The sequence below is a fragment of the Rummeliibacillus suwonensis genome (assembly GCF_007896435.1).
In the GTDB taxonomy this organism is placed as follows: domain Bacteria; phylum Bacillota; class Bacilli; order Bacillales_A; family Planococcaceae; genus Rummeliibacillus; species Rummeliibacillus suwonensis.
Genome location: NZ_VCBL01000003.1, coordinates 1 through 24,568, shown reverse-complemented (window position 1 = coordinate 24,568; position 24,568 = coordinate 1). Strand labels below are relative to the sequence as shown.

The following is a 24,568-nucleotide window of genomic DNA, read 5'->3' as shown; positions in this document are numbered from 1 at the left end:
GTTTTTTTTAGAGAGTCGTCGGTTGGTGGAAGGCGATAAAGACGCTTGTGAATCCGTCCTGGAGTTGCTCAGCTGAACGTATAGTAAGTTGGAGCCGGTTTTTAAAGCCGTTATGAAACAAGTGGATTAGACAATTGTCTATTCAATTAGGGTGGTAACGCGGGTATGCTCTCGTCCCTTTTAAGGGGATGAGAGTTTTTTTGCGTCTACTTTCCTATTTTAATAAGAAACTACTTTTCTAAAATCGAATATACAATCGGAGGAATTGATTATGTTAGACATTAAACGTGTCCGTGCAAACTTTACAGAAATAAAAGAAAAACTCGCACATCGTAATGAAGATCTTGGCACAATTGATCACTTTGAAGAATGGGATCAACAACGCCGTGATTTGATTGCTAAAACGGAAGTATTGAAGGCAGAACGTAACAAAGCTTCTGAAGCAATTGCCCAAAAGAAAAGAAATAAGGAAAATGCAGATGCAGAAATCGCTCATATGCGTGAAGTTGGCGATGAGATCAAACAACTAGATACTGAGTTAAATGATGTTGAAGCTAAATTCAAGGATATGATGATGCGTTTACCAAATATCCCACATGAAAGCGTCCCTGTTGGAGATTCAGAAGATGACAACGAAGAAGTATACAAATGGGGAGAAGTTCCAACATTTGACTTTGATATTAAACCACATTGGGATCTTGGCACAGATCTTGACATTATTGATTTTGAACGTGCTGGTAAAGTGACTGGTAGCCGATTTGTCTTTTATCATGGTTTAGGCGCCCGTCTTGAACGTGCACTTTGGAACTTTATGATGGATTTGCACGCTGACAAACACGGCTACGAAGAAATGCTTCCTCCATACATGGCAAACCGCGCTAGCTTAACGGGTACTGGTCAACTTCCAAAATTTGCGGAAGATGCATTTTTAGTTGAAAAACCAGATTATTTTTTAATCCCAACTGCTGAAGTACCAGTAACAAACTATTATCGTGACGAAATAATTGATGGAGCAAAACTACCTCAAGCTTTTACGGCATTTAGTGCATGTTTCCGTTCAGAAGCAGGTTCTGCAGGGCGCGATACACGTGGGTTAATCCGTCAACATCAATTTAATAAAGTAGAGTTAGTACGTTTTGTAAAACCGGAAGATTCTTATGATGAATTAGAAAAACTAACGGGACATGCTGAAGAGGTCCTTCAATTATTAAACTTACCTTATCGCAAGATCAAAATGTGTACAGCAGATCTTGGATTTACAGCAGCTAAGAAATATGATTTAGAAGTTTGGATCCCAGCGCAAAATATGTATCGAGAAATTTCTTCTTGTTCTAACTTTGAAGATTTCCAAGCTCGTCGCGCGAATATTCGTTTCCGCCGTGAACCGGGTGCAAAACCTGAGTATGTACACACATTAAATGGATCAGGTCTTGCTATCGGTCGTACTGTAGCTGCTATTTTAGAAAATTATCAACAAGCTGATGGAAGCGTGAAAATTCCTCAAGTATTAGTACCGTATATGGGCGGCGTTGAAGTGATTCAAGCCCCTGCTAAATAATAGGCAAGAAAAGGCTAAGACTATCATAAGCGAATCATCTTATGATAGTCTTTTTTTATCCCGCTTTAACGGGCAGTAAGACCCCCATTTCAAGATTTAGAGGGAAAAGAGAAAGAAAGATGGGGGATGAACTGCCGCATTCGTCCGATTAGTTTGAACCAACAAGATGGTGGTCTCTCAGGTGGCACAGGACGTGGCGCTTTTAACCTGAGTTCCTCTAGTTCATTGGGGGATGAAGAAAACCCCCAATGATGGAAGCTTCACTTTATTTAACGAGGTTGGACATAGAATAGAATTTTATCTTAATCATACGAAAAAGCAAAGGACTGTATGCAGCTAAATGATTTTTGGTAAGCTTAGTATTTTTTTATGGTTAAATGTACAAAAATGTATTTTTTTCTCATCTCATATGATTTGTTCTTTTGTTCTATGAAAGAAGGTTCCTGTATTTTTACAGGCGTGTTGATTAGGGAGAAATCAGAATAAATGTGGCAGCATAAACGTAAAAAATCAGCAATTAAACTATATTTCGTGTAGATAATCAACACGCCTGATATATATTTTTTAAATTATTTTTCACGAAGTTTACGGATCTTTTTTTCTTCTTTTTTCCGTATACGTAATGTTTTAAAAAAATTAGTTAGCAGGGCACTACATTCTTCTGCCATAACCCCTTCTGTTACCTCGCATTCATGATTGAAGCGACTGTCATTCAAGAGATGATAGAGTGAGTCTACACAGCCAGCTTTGCGATCACGGGCACCATAAACCACGCGTGGAATACGGGATTGTAAAATAGCACCCGCGCACATGGGACAAGGCTCTAACGTCACATATAGCGTTGTTTCCTCTAAACGCCAGCTTCCTATCACATCACAGGCATGCTGAATAGCCATAAGTTCTGCGTGAGTGATCGCATTTTGAGAAGTTTCGCGCAAATTATAGGCACGGGCGATTACACGATCTTGATAGACAATAATTGCACCAATAGGAACTTCTCCAAGTGTAGCAGCATATTTTGCTTCTTCAAGTGCAAGTTGCATAAATTGATGATCTTTGTTCATTTAGACACTCTCCTTGTCAAATAGTTTAGCATGATTTACAAGTTAACAGCATATGATTAGTCATCATGAAGAAATAGAGGAGGATTTCTTTGATATATGTTGTAAAACAAGGAGATAGTTTATATAAAATTGCAAGAGATCATCATACAACAAGTGCAACCATTGTCGCACTAAATGAACTGTTAAATCCAGATGTATTAGTTGTAGGACAAACGCTTGTTTTACCTGAAACGCCAAATCCAAATCGCCCAACAATCAGTACTAACGCATATGCAGAATGGTATACAGATAATGTGCCGCCACGTCTTTCTCAAGAATTAACCAAAAGAGCTCCCTTGCTTACTTATATGATGCCGTTTGCATATGAAGTAAAAAGGGATGGGACATTGACCCCTCTCAATTGGGGAGATTTAGGAGAAATAGCAACAGCAAATAGAACGGCTTCCGCAGTTGTATTGACGAATATTGAAAATGGTGCTTTTAGTGATACGCTAGCGCACGAAATTTTTATGGATGCCAATCTGCAAGATTTAATTATCGGAGCAGCTATACAAGAGGCAAAAAAACATGGGGCAAAGGATATTCATGTGGATTTTGAATATTTGCCTCCAGAAGATAAAGAGCGGTATGTAGAGTTTTTAAAGAAACTGGTTTCAAAGGCGCATCCAGAAGGCTTAACAGTATCCGCGGCACTTGCTCCGAAAACAAGTGCCGACCAACCTGGAAAATGGTATGAAGGGCATGATTATAAAGGCATTGGAGAAGCTGTAGACTTTGTTGTGGTGATGACATATGAATGGGGATATAGTGGTGGTCCGCCAATGGCTGTATCACCAATTGGCCCAGTAAGGCAAGTATTGGAATATGCGATTACGGAGATACCAGCTTCAAAGGTCATGATGGGACAAAACTTATACGGCTATGATTGGAGATTGCCCTACAAAGAAAGTAACCCCAATGCAATCGGAGTTAGCCCGCAATATGCGATCGAACTTGCTAAACAAAATAATGCTGCGATCTCATACGATGAAATTGCGCAAGCTCCATATTTTCATTATTGGAAAGATGGTGTTGAACATGTTGTTTGGTTTGAAGATGCAAGATCAATTGAAGCAAAATTTAAATTGATACAAGAATTAGGCTTAAAGGGTATTGCTTACTGGCATCTGGGTTTTTCATTCCCACAAAATTGGGCACTCTTACAACAAATGTTTCATGTGGAACATATCCTATAATTTTAAAGTATGAAAGAGTCTTGATAAGTTATCATCAAGGCTTTTTGTTTTTGTGGAGAAAAATATGGGAAAAATCATTATTAGCGTTTGTAGCTCTCCACTCGGAACGAAAAGCAATTTATGTATAGGTTGGAATCAATTGCTCACGAAAGTTTCCTTTTAGAACAAATTTTTTGATAGATGCTGTCGTTATAGAAGTGCTAATCATCGAAAGGTTTTTCTGCTGTCTATCACTTTTCTACTGTGATAGAATTATAGTCATTGATTAAAAATAAACGAGGGGGAAACTTCTGATGCCTGTTCCGTTTATGACAATAGAAGGACCTATTGGTGCTGGAAAAACGTCGCTTTCTAAAATAATTTCCGAAACTTTTGATTTGCATTTATTGAAGGAAATTGTAGATGAAAACCCATTTTTGGATAAGTTTTATGAAGATATCGATGAATGGAGTTTCCAAACAGAAATGTTCTTCTTATGCAATCGTTATAAACAATTAAACGATATTGAAAGAAATATGTTAGCTAATGACCAACCAGTAGTAGCTGATTATCACATCTTTAAAAACTTGATTTTTGCTAAACGTACATTACAGCCATCAGAGTTTTATAAATACGTAGAAATTTATCAGATTTTAACCAAGGATATGATTAGACCTAATATAGTCGTTTATTTATATGCAAGTGTAGATACATTGATGAAGAGGATCACGATGAGAGGTCGGGAATTTGAAAAAGCCATCTCTAAAAGTTATATAGAACAATTAGTGGCAGATTATCATGAATTCATTCATGTTTTTGAAGACAAAAATCCAGATATTCCTGTTATTCATATTAATGGTGATGAGTTAGACTTTGTACATCGCGCAACAGATTTACAGAAAGTCTTGTATGCAGTAGAAGAAACGTTAGAAAAAAGGGGCTTTAAGGCATGAATTTAAGAGAAAAATATGGCATTCCATCAAATGCTATTATCACCATTGCAGGAACAGTGGGTGTAGGAAAATCTACAATGACCAATGCGCTAGCAAAAGCATTAAACTTTCGTACATCATTTGAGAAAGTAGATGCAAATCCGTATTTAGATAAATTCTATGATGATTTTAGTAAATGGAGCTTTCACTTGCAAATTTATTTTCTTGCTGAACGTTTTAAGGAACAAAAACGTATTTTTGAATATGGTGGAGGCTTTATCCAAGATCGTTCTATTTATGAGGATACAGGTATTTTTGCTAAAATGCATTACGATAAAGGAACAATGAGTGCTATTGATTATGAAACTTATACAAATTTATTCGATGCAATGGTCATGACACCCTATTTTCCACATCCAGATTTACTGATTTATCTGGAAGGTCCAGCTGAGGATATAATTGGTCGCATTGCAGAACGTGGGCGTTCAATGGAACAACAAATAGATAAAGAATATTGGTATGAAATGCATAAGCGCTATGAAGAGTGGATCAATCATTTCAATGCCTGCCCAGTTTTTCGTTTAAATATAAATGACTATGATTTACTGGAGAATCCTGAGGCAATTGAAGATATTTTAAAACAAATCGGTCATTTTATGAAACAAAAATCTCAGTTAAGCCGAAGATAAAATAGTAAGAAGCAGTATTTTTGTGTGAAAGGCTATTTCCTATATACGATCGAGTATCTTTGGTTGTTCTAATGATGTTATCGGTAGTCATATACATTTAATATTCAGCACTAAATAATATTCAAGTGATAGGACATATTAGTATTTATATGTCCTATAGATTGGGAAATCTATTATTGTCATTGCATTCATTAGTATTAGGATAACTATGGAGAATTAAATGGATATGGAGGATATTATGCGTGTAGGGATTTATTGTGGTTCGAAAATAGGGAATAACCCGATATATGCAGAAAAGGCAGAAGAGCTTGGCACTTTTTTAGCTAAGCATCATATAGGTATTGTATATGGCGGATCTAATCAAGGACTAATGGGAAAAGTGGCGGATGCAGTACTTGCAAATAATGGAGATGTTGTTGGGGTCATGCCAACATTTTTGCAATGGAAAGAAGTCACTCATGAACATATTACAGAGTTACATCATGTCAATACAATGCATGAACGCAAAGGCAAAATGCTTGAGCTTGCAGATTTTTTAATTGCTTTACCAGGTGGAGCAGGAACTATGGATGAATTTTTTGATGTGGTGACACTGTCCCAAATTGGGAAACATCAAAAGCCAATATGTCTATACAATATAAACGAATACTACCGATTACTGAAATCACAGTTAGAATTTATGGTAAAAGAGGGTTTTATGCTAGAGGAGCAATATAAGAAAATATTCATTGTTCAAAATCCTGAAGAATTGCTTCAAATCATTAAACAAAATACAACGAATATGACTATATAAAAGGGAGTGATTCCATCATGAATGGGTCGCTCCCTTTTATATAGAAATTCAGGTAATAAAATAAAAATAAATTATATGATTTGTGCTAAAATTTAAATTTACACAAAAAAATCGTTGCAACTTTGCAACGAATACGATTTCAATAGATATTAGATTTTAAAAAATAAATGGAGGAGGAAGAGGGATTCGAACCCCCGCGCGGTTTGACCCGCCTGTCGGTTTTCAAGACCGATCCCTTCAGCCAGACTTGGGTATTCCTCCAAAATGCGTTTCTGTTTTACTGACAGATTATACTTTATCATCATTATTTTTATTCGTCAACTGTTTTTATAAAAAATCTATACTATTTTTGATACAGAAGATTTTTGAGTGGTTTAATAAGTTGTGGGGAAATTCGTGATACTATAGGAATATACTTCAATTTTCAATCATTTAGCATTAAAATTTTATAATAACTTTATCTCGATTTTTATAATTTTTGAATCCATGCTAAAAAAACAAAGACCGTTTTGGTAAAATAAAGAAAACAATATTGCATGATAATTGAGTTTATGAGAAAAGTGATAAGTAATATTTTTTAAGAAGAAACGAAAATTAATGGGATGTTTATTATATTAAATTATAGTTAGAATGAATGAGAAGTCATAAATTTAACCTAATTAATAGGATGCTAAACAGATTCATTTGTTTTAAAATAGTCATAGTACTTTGTTTCTTTCCTTGAATTGGAGATTGTTTGATCCATTATTACAACCAAAATTGTCCATTTTTATCAAGTTGAAATTTGTGAAGACAAATAGATTAGAAAATTTCGAAATTTTATTATTTTTAAGAATTTTTTTGAAGAGATCAATATTTTACATTCTAAACGTATGATTTAGAATGTAAGGGTCAAAGTGAGGAAAAGTTCTCTATATTTAGCATCTAGTACAAGAGTATCAAACACAAATTTTATATATATTTACATAATATTTGAGCTTTTAATTGATCCAAAAACGAATATAGATTTCAGAATAAAAGTTTTATAAATTAAGGAGATTACTGAATGGATACCCTAAATAAAACAGTTTTAAAATCAATGACAATTTTAAAATTATTTTTAGAATATGAGAAATTAAATTTGAATCAAATGATAGAATTGACCAATCTACCAAAGACATCTGTTTATCGAATGGTCTCTTCACTTGAAGTAATTGGATTTTTGAATAAAGATGATAATGGATTTTATAAACTTGGTTTAATCTTTTTGCAGTTTGGCGAATTAGTTTCAGAAAGATTAGATTTGAGAAAAATTGCTTTCCCTATATTAGAAAAATTACGAGATGAAGTTGATGAAGCTGTTAACCTTTCTAGTAAAGATGGTACGGAATCTGTTTATATTGAAAAATTAGATACGAATCATCCTGTTAGACTATATACAAGAATCGGCAGACGTTCACCATTATATGTGGGGGCGTGTTCTAGAATTATTTTGGCTTATTTGACTGAAAAAGAACAGGAAAAATATCTTGAAGAAACAAAACTAAAATCTTTTTGTTCAGGCACAATTACTGATAAAGAAGAATTAAAAAAAATACTGGTTCAATCCTATAAAGATGGTTACACGATTAGCCATTCGGAACTTGCAGAACAAACTTTCGAAATTGCAGCTCCTATATTTGATCATACAGGAAAAGTATTAGCGAGTTTAAGCATTGCAGGTGCGGAGTCAAGACTACTGAAAGATGATATGGATTTTTTAATTAGTAAGGTTGTAGCTGCTGGCATGGAAATTTCTTGTGAATTAGGATATAAGAAAGAAGTATCTAACTCTATAAAATAAAACTTTCCAAAAAGGGATTCTTTATACTTGCTGCTGCAATTAGTTTTTTACAAGTAAATGATTTACAATGGTTCTTTACTTGTTACTCGGGTCCTTGTGGATTTTACTGCTCATTAATATGTGAGAAAATAAATCATTGGAAAAGCAACCTTTCTTTAAAATGAACAGCACTCTGTAAATATTAGATACCAATTTAATATTTACGAGGCTGCTCAAAAGGAAAAGATTACTTTTTAATTATTTTTGTGTTTTTGAGAAAGTTATATGATAGTCTAAATGGATTTTTTCCTTCGTTTGTGGATTTATTATTTCAGCCCTAAATCGATCTCCATATATAAAATCTCCATTGATGATCGGTAATGTGCCACAGAACAATACAGTATTTTCTAAATCATATCCCCTATTAGTCAATATATTTAACAAATCTGTTGGGTGGAGAAGGTTTTCTAATGTCCCTTCCTGATAAATTTCCTCTTTACCATCAATAGTTACCCAGCTTTTTATTTTTAATGTATCCCATATCTCAGAAACACTTGATAGATTCCAGTATTCTTTTGAAATAGGCTTTGCACAGACTTGTTTTGATTTTGCGAATGAAACTTTTTCAAGTTCACGATCTGTATGATCGCTCCCTAGCCCAACATACCATTCATCTCCAATATGTAGTAAAATGTATTCGATTTCCCCACTACTTTCTTGATTAATTGCGAAAATTTCTGATTTGGTTGTTAACAAAGAAGGAGATAAGTGATAGATTGCAGGTACTTCATCTGGTTCAGGTATACCAATTTCTTTTAGCTCTTGGATATGTGCTTTGATTTCTTCTTGATTTCGGCCAGTAAAGCCAGCGATTAGGAGTTTATTAGGTATCCAATCTATTGTTTTGTTATTAATTTTAATTTCCATTATGATCACCTCTTTAATCAATAGGAACAATATGTTTTATTTGAGGGAATTCTTCACGTATTTGAGCAACTTTTGATGTATCTATATCAAAATATAGAATATCCTCATTTGCTTGTGCATATTTTTCTACAATTCCTAGGGGATTGACAATACTACTATGTCCGCCTAATTGGACTTTCCTTGTGGTACCGACACAATTGCAGGAGATTAAGTAACATTGATTTTCCAGCGCTCTTGCTTGATTGAAAATTTTCCAATGATCAATACGAGATAAAGGCCAAGCGGATGTAATCAAGAAGATTTGGGCACCTAATTCTAGTTCTTTTCTAAATAGTTCAGGGAATCTTAAATCATAGCAAGTTGCTAATCCTATTTTTCCAAATTCTGTATCGACGACAGTAGTTTTTTTCCCACGAGTAAGTAATTTCCCCTCCAAAGAACCATAGCGAAATAGATGTATTTTTCGATAAACACCAGTTAATGCACCATTTCTATCAAAAAATACACTTGTATTAAAATATTCCTCTCCTTTCAGTTCAACAAAACTTCCAGCGTAAAGATAAGCATTTAATTTTTTAGCCATGTTTGAATAGTGTGTAACAAATTCCCCATCAATTGATTGCGCTTCACATACATAATGATCGAAAGAAAAATAGCCCGTCATCCACATTTCAGGCAATAGAATTAAATCACATACCTTCATGTTCTCTAACAATGCATCTACTCTTTGTAGACGTTGTTTTGGACTTTCATCATCATTTATTTCTAGTTGTATAATCCCAACTTTCATTGTGATACCTCCTAATTCTAAAATTTACTGAAACTTCAGTTTTTTTAATAGCATTCACTATAATAGATAAATTGATACATGTCAAATAACATAACATTATTTTGTTATTTAAATTTACAAAATTTTAAAAGAGGTTGCAATGGATGTAGAAACGGTATTATAATTTTAATATCAATATTAGGAACTGTAGTTCCGAAAAATGAAACAAAGGAGGATGATAACTTTTGATTGATATAAAAGATGTGTCCAAAGCTAGAGAAAGAGTTCGGAATATTGTAAAAAAGACACCAATAATTACTTCTTTGGAGTTATCTCGAACATGTGGTAATAATGTTTATTTAAAGGCTGAGCATTTACAAAAAACAGGTTCATTTAAAATACGTGGAGCCAGTAATAAGGTGCTTGCTATTTTAGAAAATCGAGCGATGAAATTTGTCACAGCGGCTTCTTCTGGTAACCACGGTCAAGCAGTTGCCTATATTACGCAACATCTTCATATTCCATCAACTATTGTGGTACCTATAGACGCTAAACAGTGTAAATTGAACGCTATTAGAGCCTATAACGGAAAAATAGAATTTTGCGGAACTACATCTAGTGAACGTATTGAAAAAGCTATAAAATTGGCACAGCAAGGAAATGGAGAATTTATTCCTCCTTATGATGATGAAGAGATTATAGCTGGGCAAGGGACGATCGGGTTAGAATTATTGGAGCAAATTTCCAACATTGATATTGTAGTGATTCCAATTGGAGGTGGCGGTTTAATTTCAGGTAATTTAATTGCTTTGAAATCGTTAAATCCAAAAATTAAAGTGATTGGTGTAGAACCAGCTATCGCAAACGATACCTATTTATCTTTCAAAAATAAAAAAATCACATCTATTCCAAGTACTACAACGATTGCAGATGGATTGCGTGCCTTGAAGCCAGGTAATCTTACATTTGAAATTATGAGCAAATATTTAGATGATGTGGTGTTAGTCTCTGAATTGGAAATTAAACAGACATTAAAATTTGTATATGAACGAACAAAACAATTGATAGAACCCTCGTCAGCTACAGTAATTGCTGCGGTAATGTTCAAAAAATTTCAAGCTGAACAATTAAATATCGCGTGTATTGTGTCTGGTGGAAATAGTGATCTTAAAGAAATATTAGAATTAGTATATAAAGATGAAAAAGAAGAAGGTGTATGAAAATGTCGATTATCGAAAGTAAATTAGAAAAATTAGGTTATCAGTTGCCAGCTGCTAAACCTCCTCTTTTTTCTTATGTACCTATTGTTCAATATGAAAATCTATTATTTATAAGCGGACAATTGCCTAGAGTAGACGGTACATTAAAATGGAAAGGCAAAGTTGGAAAAGATTTCACCATTGAACAGGCGCAAGAAATAAGTCGTATATGCATAATCAACAGTTTGTCACAAATAAAGCAATTTACAAATAATCTTGATGTAATTGAAAAGGTCGTTCAGTTAAGAGGATTTGTTAATTCATATAGCAGATTTAATCAACAACCAAGAGTTATAGATGGAGCATCCAACTTGCTAGAGGAATTATTAGGAGAAAAAGGAAAACACTCTAGAACTGCTATAGGTGTCAGTGAATTACCGCAAGATAGTCCAGTTGAAATCGAATTAATTGTTCAAATTAAAGAAAGTGGTGATTAGAATGGAAGAAAAAATATCAGAAAGAGCCCGTAATATTCCATTTTCAAGCATTCGAGAAGTTTTCGATAAAGCGGCTAAACTTGAAAAAGAAGGCGTAGACATTGTTCATATGGAGATTGGAAGACCAGACTTTGACACGCCGCAACATATTAAAGAAGCAGCGATTACTGCTCTAAAGGATGGGCAAGTACATTACACTGCTAATACAGGCATTTTAGAATTAAGAAAAGAGATTGCGAATAAGTTAAAAAATGATAATCATATTACCGTAGATCCTGAAAATGGGGTTGTTGTTACGGTAGGATGTAAAGAAGCAGTGTTAGATGTTATTCTTGCTTATGTAAATGAAGGTGATGAAGTCATCATACCAGACCCAGGGTGGCTTGAGTATCAATACATTGTCAAAATCGCTGGAGGAGTGCCAGTCCCTGTTACTTTGAAAGAAGAAGAGGATTTTTTAATGAGTCCAGCAGATATAGAAGCGAAGATAACATCGAAAACAAAATTATTATTGATTAATTCTCCACATAATCCAACGGGTTCAGTTTTATCTAAAAGCCATTTAGAAAAGATTGCAGATATTGCAATTCGACATAATCTAATTGTGGTTAGTGATGAGATTTATGAAAAATTGATTTACGATGATGCGGAGCATATTAGTATTGCATCATTACCAAATATGAGCGAACACACAATAGTCATTAACGGTTTTTCAAAAGCCTACTCAATGGATGGATGGAGATTGGGATATGTTGCAGGTGAAGCAACATTAATCAATCCTATTAAAAAAATGCACCAATACAACACATCAAGTGCAACATCATTTGCTCAATATGGGGGCGTTGCAGCTTATAAAGATGATCAAAAAGCTGTATGTGAAATGGTAAAAAGTTTTGATGATCGTCGCAAGTTGATTATTAGTAGATTAAAAGAAATGCCAGGCGTAGATTGCGTTGGACCAAAAGGAGCATTTTATGTTTTTCCATCTTTTAAGACATTGAATTACTCTTCTAAAGAATTAGCTGTTTTATTATTAGAAGAGGCACAAATCGCTTGTGTACCAGGAAGTGCATTTGGAGATGGTGGAGAAGGGTATATTCGACTGGCTTATTCAACTAGCTATGAAAATATCGAAAAGGCAATGGATCGATTAAAATTATTTTTAAAAGAAAAAACAAAATATAACTACTAGGAGAAAGACCATGAATGTTTTAGTTTTAGCGGTTGAAAGCGTTATAACGATGCTACTCCTAATAGGGACTGGCTATTATTTATCAGCTAGGAAATGGTTTAATCAAGTAAACTCAGGACTTATTGCTAAATTGGTAACCAATATCGCTCTACCAGCATACATGTTGCACTTTATATTGACAGATTTTTCAAGAGATAAGTTAATGCATTTAGCTCCTGGAGTAGTAGTTCCCATCGTTTCGATAGTGATCACTATGTTTGTTTCTTTTGCTTTTTGTAAGTTATTAAAAGTAAAAGATGGACGAAAAGGTACTTTCTCGTCCATGTTTTTTAATTCCAATAGTGTATTTATTGGAATTCCATTAAATTTGGCGTTATTTGGAGCAGAAAGTTTACCTTATGTTCTATTATATTATTTTGCTAATACATTTTTCTTTTGGACTTTAGGCGTGCAATTGATCAGTAAGGATGGAGTGGGTGGCAATAATAGTAGTGGTAAAACGTCATTTTCCGCTGTTGCAAAGAAGGTAATCAATCCACCTTTGATTGGTTTTTTCCTAGCAGTAATATTACTAATGCTTAATGTTAAATTACCTGATTTTTTAATGTCCTATTTTAAATTTACCGGAAATTTAACAACGCCATTATCTATGCTGTTTATCGGGATTTCTATTTTCTTTACCGGTATTACTTCCATTAAGTTTACGAAAGATATGCTTGGTATATTGCTTGGACGTTTTGTCATTGCACCAGGAATTATGATTTTGATTGTGTGGTTTTTGCCATTGCCGTTATTGATGAAACAGGTATTTGTGATGCAAGCGGCAATGCCTGTGATGACGAATGCCCCTGTTGTTGCCAAAGTTAATCATGCAGATTCAGAATATGCGGCAATTATGGTGACGGTATCCACGATTACTTCTTTATTCATTGTCCCTATATGGATGCTGATTGTTCAAATTATACATTAATTATAACTTTTGGAGATGGTCATTTTGGCAGAGAGTAAACAACAGCTGAGTTATATGTTAAAGAGATTGGGGGAAAAGGTATTAGTTCTTCAATTCCCTCAAGAACTAACTAAAGAAATAACGGTGCAGATTCAATTTTATCATGATCTTTTCAAAAGCCATCCCTTAGAAGGAATTCTTCAAGTAATTCCAGCTATGAATACATTATCTATTCGATATAATCCGCTTATCATAAAGGAAACAGCAATCGAGGAATTTTTGAAGTCAAATCAATCTAACGAAAAAATGGAGGATTTTGGATCTCCTAAAAAAATATATGTGCCAATTATTTTTGGTGGCAAATACTCACCCGATTTAAAAGAAGTTTCTGAAATTTTAAAAATCAAAGAAGAGAAGATCATTGATGAAATAGTCGGTCAAGAATTCTATGTGTATTTAAATGGATTTATAGCGGGTTTTCCATATATGGGTGAGATTAATTCTGATTTATCATTACCAAGAAAAAAAGTGCCACGTTTACAAGTACCTGCGGGGAGCGTAGCGATTGCAAATAATATGTGTACAATTTATACGGTTGAATCACCTGGAGGCTGGAATTTGATAGGATGGACACCGATGAATATCTTTGATTTTTCAGTTAGTCCTCCTAATCGAGTCAATGTGGGTGATTATATTTGTTATAAATTGATTACTTCCACTGAAGCAGAGAATTGGGATGAAAATATGCAAAAAGAGTGGGATCAGCAATGGAATCAATAACAGTCGAAAAAAATGGATTACTTGTTACGATTCAAGATCTAGGTAGGGAAGAATACCAACAGTATGGTGTTTCCATCGGAGGTGCTATGGACAAGCTTGCCTGTAGGATCGGGAACATTTTAGTAGGCAATCATGAAGATTGCGCTGGGATTGAATTTGCGGTTGTAGGTCCGCGTCTTAAATTTCAAGGTAATGGTTATATAGCTATTACTGGAGCTGACTGTACGCCACAATTAAATGGAAATACTATCTCTATGTGGAAAGTAATTCCTTTTAAAGAGGGGGATATTTTAAAATTTGGAAAAAATAAAAGTGGGCGTTATACGTATATAGCTATTGCAGGGGGGATTAACGTACCTAAAATTTTAGGAAGTCGATCAACTTCTATACGTGGTAAGTATGGAGGGATGGAAGGCCGACTGTTGAGAAAGGGAGACCAAATAGCTATCGGAAAAGTGGATTCTCGTAAGCCGTTACGATTAAATGGTAGAAAATTAATGGCTGATTGTATTCCGGTTTATTCAAACAGGCAAACTATTCGTTTTATTTGGGGACCACATGAGGATTTTTTTGATGAATATTCAAAAGAGGTTTTTACTTCCACTCCATACAAAGTATCTAGAGAGTCTGATCAAATGGGATATCGATTAGAAGGAGAGAAACTACGTCATCAAAATACAGTAGACATTTTAAGTTATTATATTACGCCCGGTGCGGTTCAAGTTCCTAGAAATGGATGCCCTATTTTGTTAATGCCTCATTGTGGAATGTCAGGGGGCTATACAGTTATCGGGACTGTGATCGAAGCAGACTTACCGTTTGCAGCTCAAAAAAAAGAAGGTGAGTCTATTCAATTCAAGCCAGTTACGATAGAGGAAGCTATTGAAGAATTAAAACAACAAGAACACTGGATAAAGTTATTAAGTTTAAATAACTATCATTAGTGAGGAGGAATAGTATGCCAAGAACAATCGATTTATGCGCTGATTTAGGAGAGGGTTTTGGACGTTATAACATTACAAATGATGCTGAACTGATAGAAATCATCTCATCGGCTAATATTGCGTGCGGTTTTCATGCGGGAGATCCGCGAACGATTCAAAAATCTGTGCAGACAGCTATTAAAAGTCGAACAGGTGTAGGGGCTCATCCTGGATTTCCTGATAGAGTCGGTTTTGGGAGAAGGGATATGCAGTTAAGCTATGAAGAAGTTTATACAGATGTGCTGTATCAAATAGGAGCAGTATATGCCTTTGCAAAAGCAAATAATGGAACTCTCCAACATGTGATGGCACATGGTCAACTTCAGAATATGGCACAATACAACGAAGTTTATGCTGAAGCAATTACAGATGCTGTGAAAGATTTTGATGCCAAAACAATTTTAATGTGTATGCCTGGAAAATTAGCCGAAATTGCTCAAAAAAAGCAACTCAATATTGCGACTGTTATTTTTGCTGATAGAAGATATAATGACGACAAATCATTAGTTTCTAGAAATGAAAAAAATGCTGTGATCCGTGATATAGATGAAATTATTGAAAATATCCTGAATCTAGTGATAAATTATAAGGCCATTTCTATTAACGGAAAAGAACTTGAAATTATAGGCGATAGCTTATTGCTTCATGGAGATACACCAGGTTCGCTTATAATTGCTAGGAAAATAAAAGAAGCCTTATTAGATGCAGGTGTAGAAATCAAACCACTATTAACATGGGATAAGTATAAGTGATATTTCTATGAGTTCAAACATCATGCAATAGGAAATCTCGTAAAGACATTTTTCGTAAAAAGTGTCTTTTTATTTAAAATGGAAATTTTATTAAAATATGTTTTTATATTCATGTACATCGTTAAAGGAGTAATAATAAATAATTTTTATGTGAAAATAATGTTATATTTCCTTACACTGAAATCGCTATTTTTTAGCATTATTCGATTTTTTATTTTTATATGTTATAAAACTTGACATATTTTTAATATAAAATATTGATTTTTTAAAAATTTCTGATTATAATATTTTTATAAAAATATTCGGAATTTTGATTTCAAATTTCGGAACTAAGGATGTGGAGAATATGGATCGTGAAAAAATATTAAACCCATTTGAGCAACGACAACGCATTAGAAATGGATTAGACAATCGCCCTAGCTCAGGAATGTGCGATGGTTATACGCAAGGAAATTTAGTAATTTTACCTAAAACATATGCATTTGATTTTCTTCTTTTTTGTCATCGGAATTTAAAGCCTTGTCCTTTGATTGATGTGCTAGAACCTGGTGAGAAGAAACCTAACATTGCAGATGCGGATATTTGTACAGATATTTCTAGGTATCGAATTTTTAAAAATGGTGAATTAGTAGAGGAAGTTGAGGATATCACCTCTTATTGGCAAGATGACTTGGTTACATTCTTAATTGGATGTAGTAATACATTTGAGAGGGCTTTATTAAAGGAAGGAATCGAAATTTTATATCGAGATGCTGGAAATAATGTAGCAATGTATACCACTAGTATTCCAACCAATTCAGCAGGTGTATTTAAAGGGCCTTTAGTTGTAAGTATGAGGCCTGTAAAAAAAGATAAATTAGTAGCGGTTGTAGAGATCACGGCAAAATTCCCTCATACGCATGGGGCACCAGTTCATATTGGAGATCCTTCTGTTTTAGGTATCAAAGATCTTGAAAAACCTGATTTCGGTGACTTTACACCTTATGATCCAGATGAATATGTCCCCGTTTTCTGGGCTTGTGGGGTTACACCACAAGCTGTAGCAATGGCTTCCAAGCCTTTATTTATGATCACTCATGCTCCAGGATATATGTTTATTTCAGATAAAGAAGAACCTATTTAATCATAAGGCTTTACTTATAAATATGATCAATACTTATTCATTTCGCTATAATCGGACCATTTCCACATTGCCACCTGTTTTCCATTCTATTTGATGGATGGAAAATCAATATAGTCTCATAGAATTAATGAATCATAAAAATTAAATCTAAATCACAAAGGGGAAAATAGTATGAAAAAATCTAATAAAATCATGGCGTTATTAAGTGTTGTACTTTTAGTGTTGTTAACGGCCTGTAGCAGTGGAAGTAGTGATAAATCAGGTAATGGTGGAAGTGGTGGGGGGAGTGTAACAACAATAAAATTTGCGCATACTGGTTCAACTACCCATCAAGATCAAATTTATGCTGAGAAATTTAAAGAACTGATTGAAAAATCAACTGATCATAAAATTAAAGTAGATATTTTTCCAAATGGGCAATTAGGCAGTGAAGCAGATGTTATTAAAGGGGTACAAAATAACACAATTGATATGACAGAGGTTACTGCTGATAGTTCAATGGCACAAGTTGTTCCATCTATGAATGTTTTAGGCGTACCTTATTTATTTAGAGATCTTCAACATGTTTATAAAGTGTTAGATGGTGAGATTGGTCAAAAACTATTAGAAGACGTAAATAAGAAGAGCTTAGTAGCCTTAGGATATTCGGAAGTTGGGTTTTCAAATATAACAAATAGTAAACATAAAGTAGTGGAGCCTTCAGATATGAAGGGATTGAAAATGCGTATTCAACCAGCTCCTATTTGGGAAGCTTTTATGAAAAAATTAGGTGCTGTTTCAACATCTATGAACTTTACAGAATTATATAGTGGTCTTCAACAAGGTGTAGTTGATGGGGAAGAAAATCCTATCGCGACAATTGCAGCTATGAAATTTTATGAAGTAAATAAATATATTAGTTTAACAAAGCATAGCTATAAAGCAAATGTAGTAGTTATTAGTCCGAAAACATGGGAGAAAATCTCTGAAGAGAATCAAGAAAAAATGAAAGAAGCTGCAAAAGAAGCCTTTGAATATCAACGTGATTATTTAGCGAAAAAAGAAGAAGAAACTATCAAGGAATTAAAAGGAAAAGGCGTAATTATTACCGAACCAAATCGTGCTGCTTTTGAAGAAGCAACAAAAGATGTTTATAAAGAAGTGTCTAAAGATGTACCAGAAAGTTTAGTGAAAGAAATTAAATCGGTAAAATAACAACATTGTCTCTGAATACTGAAAAATTATTATGAACAATCATAATATCCATGTTTGTCATGAAGCAAGGGATGTATCTAAGTTGAAAAACACTGATGATACAATCCTATTGCTTTTATAAAAAGGAAGTGATACATGTTGAAAAAATTATTATCTTATTGGTTGGAAATTGTTACGAGTACAATATTAGTTGCTTTGGTGATTTTTGTCTTATTAAATGTTATCTTCCGTTCAGTTCTCAAGATAGGTGTACCTTGGATTGATGAAGTAGACATGTTTTTGTTTTATTATTTAGTATTTTTGGGAACTGCATTGGGCGTAAAATATAATGAACATTTCACCGTAGATGTCATTGGATTGTTCCCTAGAGCTATACAAAATACATTGATCTTTATTGGAAATATCACCATTCTGCTGTTTATTATAGCCATTATCTATTATGGCTGGATTGATGCAATCCATTCGAAAGATACTATAAGTGAGTCTTTAGGAATATCTTTATTTTATTCCCATGTAATAGCTCCGATTTCAGGTGTTTTGATGCTCTATTATTATATCAAAAAATGGGTTACTCACTATAAAAGTACAAGAAAAGTGGGTGAAGTAGAATGATAGGTCTCTATATGATTATTATTTTATTTGTTCTATTTATGTTTAGAGTACCAATATCATTTGCGTTGGGGATCTCCTCTTTATTTGGACTAGTAATGGGTGGTACAAATATTGAGGTAATGACACAACATATGTTTTCCGGTATAACAGCTACGCTTCTTGCCATACCACTTTTTATATTAGCAGGCGATATTATGGCACAAGGTGGAATGTCAAAAAAACTAGTTAATTTTGCTCAGTTAATCGTTGGTCATTTACCTGCTGGATTGGGCCTAGCAGCTATACTTTCTTGTATGCTTTTCTCTGCTATTTCTGGCTCTGCTATTGGGGATGCTGCTGCTTTAGGTGGTATTTTAATTCCAGCTATGATTGCTAAAAATTATTCAAGGGAATTTTCGGCAAGCATCATAGCAACAGGTTCTGTAATGGGAGGTATTATTCCGCCATCTATTTCTTTAATTTTATTTGGTGTTATGACTAATGCTTCAATCGGAGATTTGTTTATGGCAGGTGTTACGCCTGGAATTGTTTTAGGAATTCTTTTATTAGTCTATGTTTATTATTACGGAGTAAAACATAATATTAGAGATCGAGCAAAACGTGCAACTCTAAAAGAAGTTATGACTGGTTTGAAAGATGCATTTTTAGCTTTATTATTGCCGATTATCATTATTGGCGGTTTTAGACTTGGCTTTTTCACCGCTACTGAAGCAGGTGTAGTTGCAACCGTCTATTCTTTAATCGTTTCTTTGGTATTCGATAAAGAATTAAAAATAACTATGATTCCTAGAATGTTATTTAATTCGGTAAAAACAACTTCATCTATTTTATTTTTAATTGCGACAGCTAGTGTGTTTAGTTGGATTTTGACATATAATAGTGTACCGCAAATTTTGAGCGATGCTATTACTGGAGTTTTCCATGAAAAATGGCTCGTTCTATTAGTTCTTAATATTATTCTTTTGATCGCGGGTACGTTTATTGAAACTGTTCCGGCATTAACTATTTTCACACCATTATTCTTCCCGATTGTAACGGAATTAGGAATGGATCCAGTTCAATTCGGTATTATGATAGTATTTAACCTAACAATAGGTATGATTACTCCTCCAGTAGGTTTGTGTTTATTTACAACAACAGCCATTGCTAGAACGACTATTTTAAAAACATTAAAACCATTTCTTCCACAGCTATTGATTTTGCTGTTTGTTCTAGTATTGGTTACTTATTGGCCTAACTTTAGCCTATTGCTGCCTAGTATTATGAAATAGAAATAATTAAAGGCAAGTAGATTTAATATTGCTGGAACCATTTTTTTCTTTACTTTTCATCATATAATAGACTAGTTTTTTATAGTAGATTCTAAAATTGAATTGAGTCTACAAGTGTACTTAATGATAGAATTTAAGAAATAACATGTATTATAGTTGATTTTTCTAGCTAATGTCCGTATACTTATCTATGCCGTGCTAGGTGGGAAGGTAGCGGTGTCCTGTAACTCGCAATCCGCTTTAGCGAGACTGAATTCCTTTTTGAGGCTGTCCATATGTAGGGTCTGCCTCTTGCACGTAGCGTTGACGATTGGGTCCTGCGCAATGAGTCTCCATGAACCATGTCAGGTCCGGAAGGAAGCAGCATTAAGTGGCCTCACTCATGTGCCGCAGGGTAGCCTAATCTGAGCTAACGACAAGAGTAACGCTTATGTACGGCTGTCGAGAAAAGGTGCACGGTATAAATCGTGTAAATTTCAAACTCACTTGTCTTTTTTGACAGGTGAGTTTTTTTCTACACAGATCATTTTACATATATCAATAAAGGTTTCTAATCAGTGCTTATGCTATAATAGATATATCAAACTGTTATGGCAGAAAGGAGAGAAAAACGTTGGCATATCAAGCTTTTTATCGAGTGTATCGTCCACAATCATTTAGAGAAATGTCAGGGCAATCTCATGTGAAACGAACGCTTCAAAATGCTCTCCTAGCCGATAAAACAACACATGCGTACCTGTTTTCTGGTCCACGTGGTACAGGGAAAACCAGTACAGCGAAGATTTTTGCCAAAGCTTTAAACTGTGAGCATGCTCCAACTGATGAACCATGCAATGAATGTGCAACATGTAAAAGTATTACAAATGGATCTCATCCAGATGTGATCGAATTTGATGCTGCCTCCAATTCAAGTGTGGATGAGATGCGTGAAATTATTGAAAAAGTTCGATTTGCACCAGCAAGCGCTCGTTATAAAGTTTATATTATTGATGAAGTGCATATGCTTTCAACAAGTGCTTTTAATGCACTCTTAAAAACATTGGAAGAGCCACCTTCCCATGCTGTTTTCATATTAGCTACAACTGAGCCTCATAAAATACCAGCTACGATCATTTCACGTTGTCAGCGATTTGATTTTAAACGGTTATCTTCTACTGATATTTTAGAACGAATGAAAATTGTACTCGAGGATATTCAACTGCCTTATGATGAACAAGCGTTAAAAGTGATCGCAAAATCAGCAGCAGGTGGTATGCGTGATGCCTTAAGTATGCTAGATCAGGTAGTATCCTTTAGTGGAGAAAAGCTAACGCTTGAAGATGCACTCTTTGTAACGGGCTCTATCAGCCAAGAAATATTTTATGAATTAGCAAAAAGTCTTGCTGAAAGGGATGTAGCAAAGGTATTGGCTATGTTGGAACAGCTAATGAGTGAAGGGAAAGATGCTGTTCGTCTTTCGGAAGACCTGATTACATTTTTTAGGGATTTATTGTTAATCCAAACAGCGCCAGATTTAGGGGATTTACTTGAATTAGCAACGACGGATGAAAAATTCCAAACATTAGCGAATGATTTTTCAATGGATACACTGTATGGTTACATTGATATTCTTGCAAAAACACAGCAAGAAATGCGTTTCTCATTGCATTCAAAAGTATATTTAGAAACAGCTTTATTGAAAATGTCACAGTTTCATTCGGCCAATCCTACAAATATAATAGGTGATTCAAACAACATTGCTATTGATACACCACAAATTGCAGAGCTACAATCTAAAATTACAGCTTTAGAAACATTAGTACATCAGATGAAACATGAGGGCACGGGTGCTCAGCAACAAACACCATCCCAACAAAAACAACGTATCAAATCATCAAGTTCAAGTACATTTAATGCTCCTGTTGGACGAATACAGGAAGTTTTAAAAATAGCTACTAAACAAGATATTCAATTGATCAAAAATGCATGGATAGACGTACTGAACCAACTACCAAAATCACAATCTGCATTGCTTGAAGGTGCGGAACCAGTAGCAGCATCGCCAAGTGCTTTTGTGATAAAATTCAAGTACGATATTCATTGCAAAATGGCAGCTGATAATCAAGAACTGATTTCTAGTTTTGAACAGTATATGGCTGGAATCACAGGGAAAATTTACGATGCCGTTTTTGTACCAGAAGAAAGTTGGTTAAAAATCAGAGCAGATTTCATCCAGCACCATAAGATGAATAGAAAGAGTGAACAAGAAGATACGGGTGGCGAACAATCTTCTGAGGATGTACAATCAATTTTAGTTGAGGAACAACAGGCTTCAGAAGATCCACTTATAACAGAAGCTGAAAAGCTATTTGGTAAAGATTTTGTGGAAATAGAAGAGTAAATTCAAATTTTAGGAGGAATTTAATCATGCGTGGAATGGGTAACATGAATAATATGATGAAACAAATGCAAAAAATGCAGAAGAAAATGGTGCAGGCACAAGAAGAACTTGCAGCAAAAACTTTTGAAGGTACTGCTAGTAATGGGCTTGTAAAAGTAGTGATGAATGGTCAAAAGCAAGTACAAGAAGTTATCATTGATCCAGAAGTTGTAGATCCAGAAGATGTAGAATTGCTACAAGATATGATTATTATTGCTACAAATGCAGCGATTTCTAAAGTCGATGAAACAACAAATGAAACAATGGGTCAATTTACTAAAGGAATCAACCTTCCTGGATTCTAGGGGGAATATAGGATGCATTATCCTGAACCAATATCCAAACTGATTGATAGTTTTATGAAATTGCCAGGTATCGGGCCGAAAACAGCGTCCCGACTGGCGTTTTTTGTGTTAACAATGCAAGAAGATGCAGTACTTAATTTTGCGAAAGCCTTAGTAGATGCAAAACGTAATTTAAGCTATTGCTCTGTATGCGGACATATAACAGATGTAGATCCGTGTTATATATGTCAAGATCAGCAACGTGATCGTTCAACAATATGCGTTGTACAAGATCCGAAAGATGTTATCGCGATGGAAAAAATGCGTGATTATCATGGACTTTATCATGTGCTCCACGGTGCTATATCTCCAATGGATGGTATAGGACCAGAAGATATAAATGTACCATCTCTATTAAAAAGATTACAAAATGAAGAGGTTCAAGAACTGATATTAGCAACAAACCCTACAATTGAAGGCGAAGCTACAGCGATGTATATTTCACGCCTTGTGAAACCGTCTGGTGTTCGTACAACTCGTATCGCTCATGGTTTACCGGTGGGTGGAGATTTAGAATATGCAGATGAAGTAACTTTATCGAAAGCGTTAGAGGGAAGACGTGAATTGTAGAATGGGGTGCTTAGAAAGATGTTTTTTCGAAAACAAAAGTTGCGTAAAGAGTACGATGATAAGCTCATTCAATTGATGCATCATACAAAAAAAGAATGGCAACATACACAAGAAATCGAAAATTTAATGGATGATTATGATTTAAATATTATTGCCCAACGTAAAATCGCCGAAAGCGTGCATTTTTACTTATTTAAAGAAGCACGTATTCGTAAAATTTTAATTAAATAACGAATGATAAACAGTATCTTTGTCATATATATCAGTTACAACATATATTAATGGAGCGTGATTTATATGGCCAAGCTTATTATTAGCTTGATAGGGGTACTGTTTATTTGTTATTGGATTATTCGTAGACCAAAAGGTATTAGAAAAGTCCTTGAGTTATTTTCTAATGTTGCATTTCGTATTACACTATCCTTTTGTGTCTTATATGCTTTGTCATATGGGGCAGGTTATTTAGGTATTTGGGTTCCTTTGAATTTTGCTTCAATACTTATTGTGGCATTATTAGGTATACCAGGCGTATTATTAATCGTATGTTTAACGGGCTTTAATTACTTCTTTCCTTAGTATTGAAAGATCAATTAATAATGTTGCAATAGATAAATGAATATGCTACATTAAGCAGGTTGCTAATTTAATATAGCTAAAATCATTTGATTTATTGTAATGATTTTATTGACAATAGATTGAAAGAATGATAGACTGTTAAAAGTCGTTGGAATTACGAATCTATTAAATATCAAAAAAACTTTGTTTATAGATAAATTTAATAAATTATTGACAACGTAGTTTTGATATGATATAATAATGAAGTCGTTAAAGCGACAGAGTAACTATGAACCTTGAAAACTGAACAAGCAAGACGTTAATCAATAAAATTTGTTCACTAACCTCCGTTAGTGACAAAGACAAAATAGATATCATCTT

At 34.3% G+C, this 24,568-nt stretch carries 26 protein-coding genes, 1 tRNA gene, 1 other RNA gene and 1 other annotated feature (1 of these 29 cut by a window edge); of the genes, 24 read left to right on the top strand and 4 right to left on the bottom strand.

The genetic code is table 11. From position 1 onward, the window contains the following. Positions 1 to 182: a binding site (T-box leader), on the top strand (it extends 33 nt beyond the left edge of the window). An 89-nt stretch (positions 183 to 271) separates the two neighbouring features. Together serS and FEU33_RS19335 are read left to right on the top strand one after the other, a co-directional pair. Then, entirely contained in the window at positions 272 to 1,558 is a 1,287-nt protein-coding gene (gene serS / locus FEU33_RS15560) for a serine--tRNA ligase (protein ID WP_146550410.1), read from the top strand. Positions 1,559 to 1,684: 126 nt separating this feature from the next. Further along, on the top strand, positions 1,685 to 1,810 hold the full coding sequence (locus tag FEU33_RS19335; RefSeq protein WP_280524868.1) for a hypothetical protein: 126 nt from the start codon (positions 1,685 to 1,687) through the stop codon (positions 1,808 to 1,810). A 317-nt stretch (positions 1,811 to 2,127) separates the two neighbouring features. On the opposite strand, the gene tadA is transcribed toward FEU33_RS19335, so the two are convergent. Then, entirely contained in the window at positions 2,128 to 2,622 is a 495-nt protein-coding gene (gene tadA, locus FEU33_RS15555) for a tRNA adenosine(34) deaminase TadA (RefSeq protein ID WP_146550409.1), read from the bottom strand. An 89-nt stretch (positions 2,623 to 2,711) separates the two neighbouring features. On the opposite strand from tadA, the gene FEU33_RS15550 reads away from it, so the two are divergent. From FEU33_RS15550 to FEU33_RS15535, 4 genes are all read left to right on the top strand, one after another. After that, positions 2,712 to 3,857: a glycosyl hydrolase family 18 protein gene (locus tag FEU33_RS15550; protein WP_146550408.1), complete on the top strand. Its 1,146-nt coding sequence runs from the start codon at positions 2,712 to 2,714 to the stop codon at positions 3,855 to 3,857. 293 nt (positions 3,858 to 4,150) lie between these two features. Then, positions 4,151 to 4,789, top strand: a complete 639-nt coding sequence (locus FEU33_RS15545) for a deoxynucleoside kinase (RefSeq protein WP_146550407.1) — start codon at positions 4,151 to 4,153, stop codon at positions 4,787 to 4,789. Beyond that, positions 4,786 to 5,457: a deoxynucleoside kinase gene (locus FEU33_RS15540; RefSeq protein ID WP_146550406.1), complete on the top strand. Its 672-nt coding sequence runs from the start codon at positions 4,786 to 4,788 to the stop codon at positions 5,455 to 5,457. Before FEU33_RS15545 ends, FEU33_RS15540 begins: the two co-directional genes overlap by 4 nt. A 220-nt stretch (positions 5,458 to 5,677) precedes the next feature. Continuing rightward, a complete protein-coding gene (locus FEU33_RS15535; RefSeq protein WP_342355271.1) occupies positions 5,678 to 6,250 on the top strand; it encodes an LOG family protein in 573 nt (190 codons plus the stop codon). 168 nt (positions 6,251 to 6,418) lie between these two features. Here FEU33_RS15535 and FEU33_RS15530 read toward each other — a convergent pair. Then, positions 6,419 to 6,511, bottom strand: a tRNA-Ser gene (locus FEU33_RS15530). Positions 6,512 to 7,295: 784 nt separating this feature from the next. Here FEU33_RS15530 and FEU33_RS15525 point away from each other — a divergent pair. After that, positions 7,296 to 8,072 (top strand): IclR family transcriptional regulator, encoded by a 777-nt coding sequence (locus tag FEU33_RS15525; protein ID WP_146550405.1) that lies wholly within the window; start codon positions 7,296 to 7,298, stop codon positions 8,070 to 8,072. Between the two features lie 237 nt (positions 8,073 to 8,309). On the opposite strand, the gene FEU33_RS15520 is transcribed toward FEU33_RS15525, so the two are convergent. Both FEU33_RS15520 and FEU33_RS15515 read right to left on the bottom strand, forming a co-directional pair. After that, positions 8,310 to 8,978, bottom strand: a complete 669-nt coding sequence (locus FEU33_RS15520; RefSeq protein ID WP_146550404.1) for a DUF2848 family protein — start codon at positions 8,976 to 8,978, stop codon at positions 8,310 to 8,312. Between the two features lie 13 nt (positions 8,979 to 8,991). Continuing rightward, complete coding sequence (locus tag FEU33_RS15515) at positions 8,992 to 9,768, bottom strand: carbon-nitrogen family hydrolase (protein ID WP_146550403.1); 777 nt, start codon at positions 9,766 to 9,768, stop codon at positions 8,992 to 8,994. Between the two features lie 224 nt (positions 9,769 to 9,992). On the opposite strand from FEU33_RS15515, the gene FEU33_RS15510 reads away from it, so the two are divergent. From FEU33_RS15510 to FEU33_RS15430, 17 genes are all read left to right on the top strand, one after another. After that, a complete protein-coding gene (locus FEU33_RS15510; protein ID WP_146550402.1) occupies positions 9,993 to 10,967 on the top strand; it encodes a threonine ammonia-lyase in 975 nt (324 codons plus the stop codon). A gap of 2 nt (positions 10,968 to 10,969) precedes the next feature. Then, complete coding sequence (locus FEU33_RS15505) at positions 10,970 to 11,443, top strand: RidA family protein (protein ID WP_146550401.1); 474 nt, start codon at positions 10,970 to 10,972, stop codon at positions 11,441 to 11,443. Position 11,444: 1 nt separating this feature from the next. After that, positions 11,445 to 12,635, top strand: a complete 1,191-nt coding sequence (locus FEU33_RS15500; protein ID WP_146550400.1) for a pyridoxal phosphate-dependent aminotransferase — start codon at positions 11,445 to 11,447, stop codon at positions 12,633 to 12,635. 10 nt (positions 12,636 to 12,645) lie between these two features. Further along, on the top strand, positions 12,646 to 13,605 hold the full coding sequence (locus FEU33_RS15495; protein ID WP_146550399.1) for an AEC family transporter: 960 nt from the start codon (positions 12,646 to 12,648) through the stop codon (positions 13,603 to 13,605). Positions 13,606 to 13,629: 24 nt separating this feature from the next. Beyond that, positions 13,630 to 14,364 carry a 5-oxoprolinase subunit B family protein gene (locus FEU33_RS15490; RefSeq protein ID WP_186731453.1) on the top strand — a complete coding sequence of 245 codons (735 nt, stop codon included), beginning with the start codon at positions 13,630 to 13,632 and terminating at the stop codon, positions 14,362 to 14,364. Beyond that, the gene (locus FEU33_RS15485) at positions 14,352 to 15,308 is read left to right on the top strand and encodes a 5-oxoprolinase subunit C family protein (protein WP_146550397.1); all 957 of its coding nucleotides are present in this window, start codon (positions 14,352 to 14,354) and stop codon (positions 15,306 to 15,308) included. The genes FEU33_RS15490 and FEU33_RS15485 overlap by 13 nt, the downstream gene beginning before the upstream one ends. Before the next feature lie 14 nt (positions 15,309 to 15,322). Beyond that, the gene (locus tag FEU33_RS15480; protein WP_146550396.1) at positions 15,323 to 16,099 is read left to right on the top strand and encodes a LamB/YcsF family protein; all 777 of its coding nucleotides are present in this window, start codon (positions 15,323 to 15,325) and stop codon (positions 16,097 to 16,099) included. 346 nt (positions 16,100 to 16,445) lie between these two features. After that, the gene (locus tag FEU33_RS15475) at positions 16,446 to 17,222 is read left to right on the top strand and encodes a putative hydro-lyase (RefSeq protein WP_146550395.1); all 777 of its coding nucleotides are present in this window, start codon (positions 16,446 to 16,448) and stop codon (positions 17,220 to 17,222) included. Positions 17,223 to 17,393: 171 nt separating this feature from the next. Continuing rightward, the gene (locus tag FEU33_RS15470) at positions 17,394 to 18,416 is read left to right on the top strand and encodes a TRAP transporter substrate-binding protein (RefSeq protein ID WP_146550394.1); all 1,023 of its coding nucleotides are present in this window, start codon (positions 17,394 to 17,396) and stop codon (positions 18,414 to 18,416) included. 138 nt (positions 18,417 to 18,554) lie between these two features. Continuing rightward, positions 18,555 to 19,028: a TRAP transporter small permease gene (locus FEU33_RS15465; protein WP_186731452.1), complete on the top strand. Its 474-nt coding sequence runs from the start codon at positions 18,555 to 18,557 to the stop codon at positions 19,026 to 19,028. Next, the gene (locus FEU33_RS15460; protein WP_146550392.1) at positions 19,025 to 20,299 is read left to right on the top strand and encodes a TRAP transporter large permease; all 1,275 of its coding nucleotides are present in this window, start codon (positions 19,025 to 19,027) and stop codon (positions 20,297 to 20,299) included. The genes FEU33_RS15465 and FEU33_RS15460 overlap by 4 nt, the downstream gene beginning before the upstream one ends. 193 nt (positions 20,300 to 20,492) lie before the next feature. Beyond that, positions 20,493 to 20,758: signal recognition particle sRNA large type (gene ffs, locus FEU33_RS15455), an RNA gene on the top strand. A 154-nt stretch (positions 20,759 to 20,912) separates the two neighbouring features. After that, positions 20,913 to 22,679, top strand: a complete 1,767-nt coding sequence (dnaX, locus tag FEU33_RS15450) for a DNA polymerase III subunit gamma/tau (RefSeq protein WP_146550391.1) — start codon at positions 20,913 to 20,915, stop codon at positions 22,677 to 22,679. Between the two features lie 26 nt (positions 22,680 to 22,705). Next, the gene (locus FEU33_RS15445; RefSeq protein WP_146550390.1) at positions 22,706 to 23,023 is read left to right on the top strand and encodes a YbaB/EbfC family nucleoid-associated protein; all 318 of its coding nucleotides are present in this window, start codon (positions 22,706 to 22,708) and stop codon (positions 23,021 to 23,023) included. Positions 23,024 to 23,035: 12 nt separating this feature from the next. After that, positions 23,036 to 23,632, top strand: coding sequence for a recombination mediator RecR (recR, locus tag FEU33_RS15440; RefSeq protein ID WP_146550389.1), 597 nt, complete (start codon positions 23,036 to 23,038; stop codon positions 23,630 to 23,632). A gap of 18 nt (positions 23,633 to 23,650) precedes the next feature. Beyond that, entirely contained in the window at positions 23,651 to 23,863 is a 213-nt protein-coding gene (locus FEU33_RS15435) for a YaaL family protein (RefSeq protein WP_146550388.1), read from the top strand. Between the two features lie 66 nt (positions 23,864 to 23,929). After that, positions 23,930 to 24,208, top strand: a complete 279-nt coding sequence (locus FEU33_RS15430) for a pro-sigmaK processing inhibitor BofA family protein (RefSeq protein ID WP_146550387.1) — start codon at positions 23,930 to 23,932, stop codon at positions 24,206 to 24,208. Positions 24,209 to 24,568 lie beyond the last annotated feature (360 nt).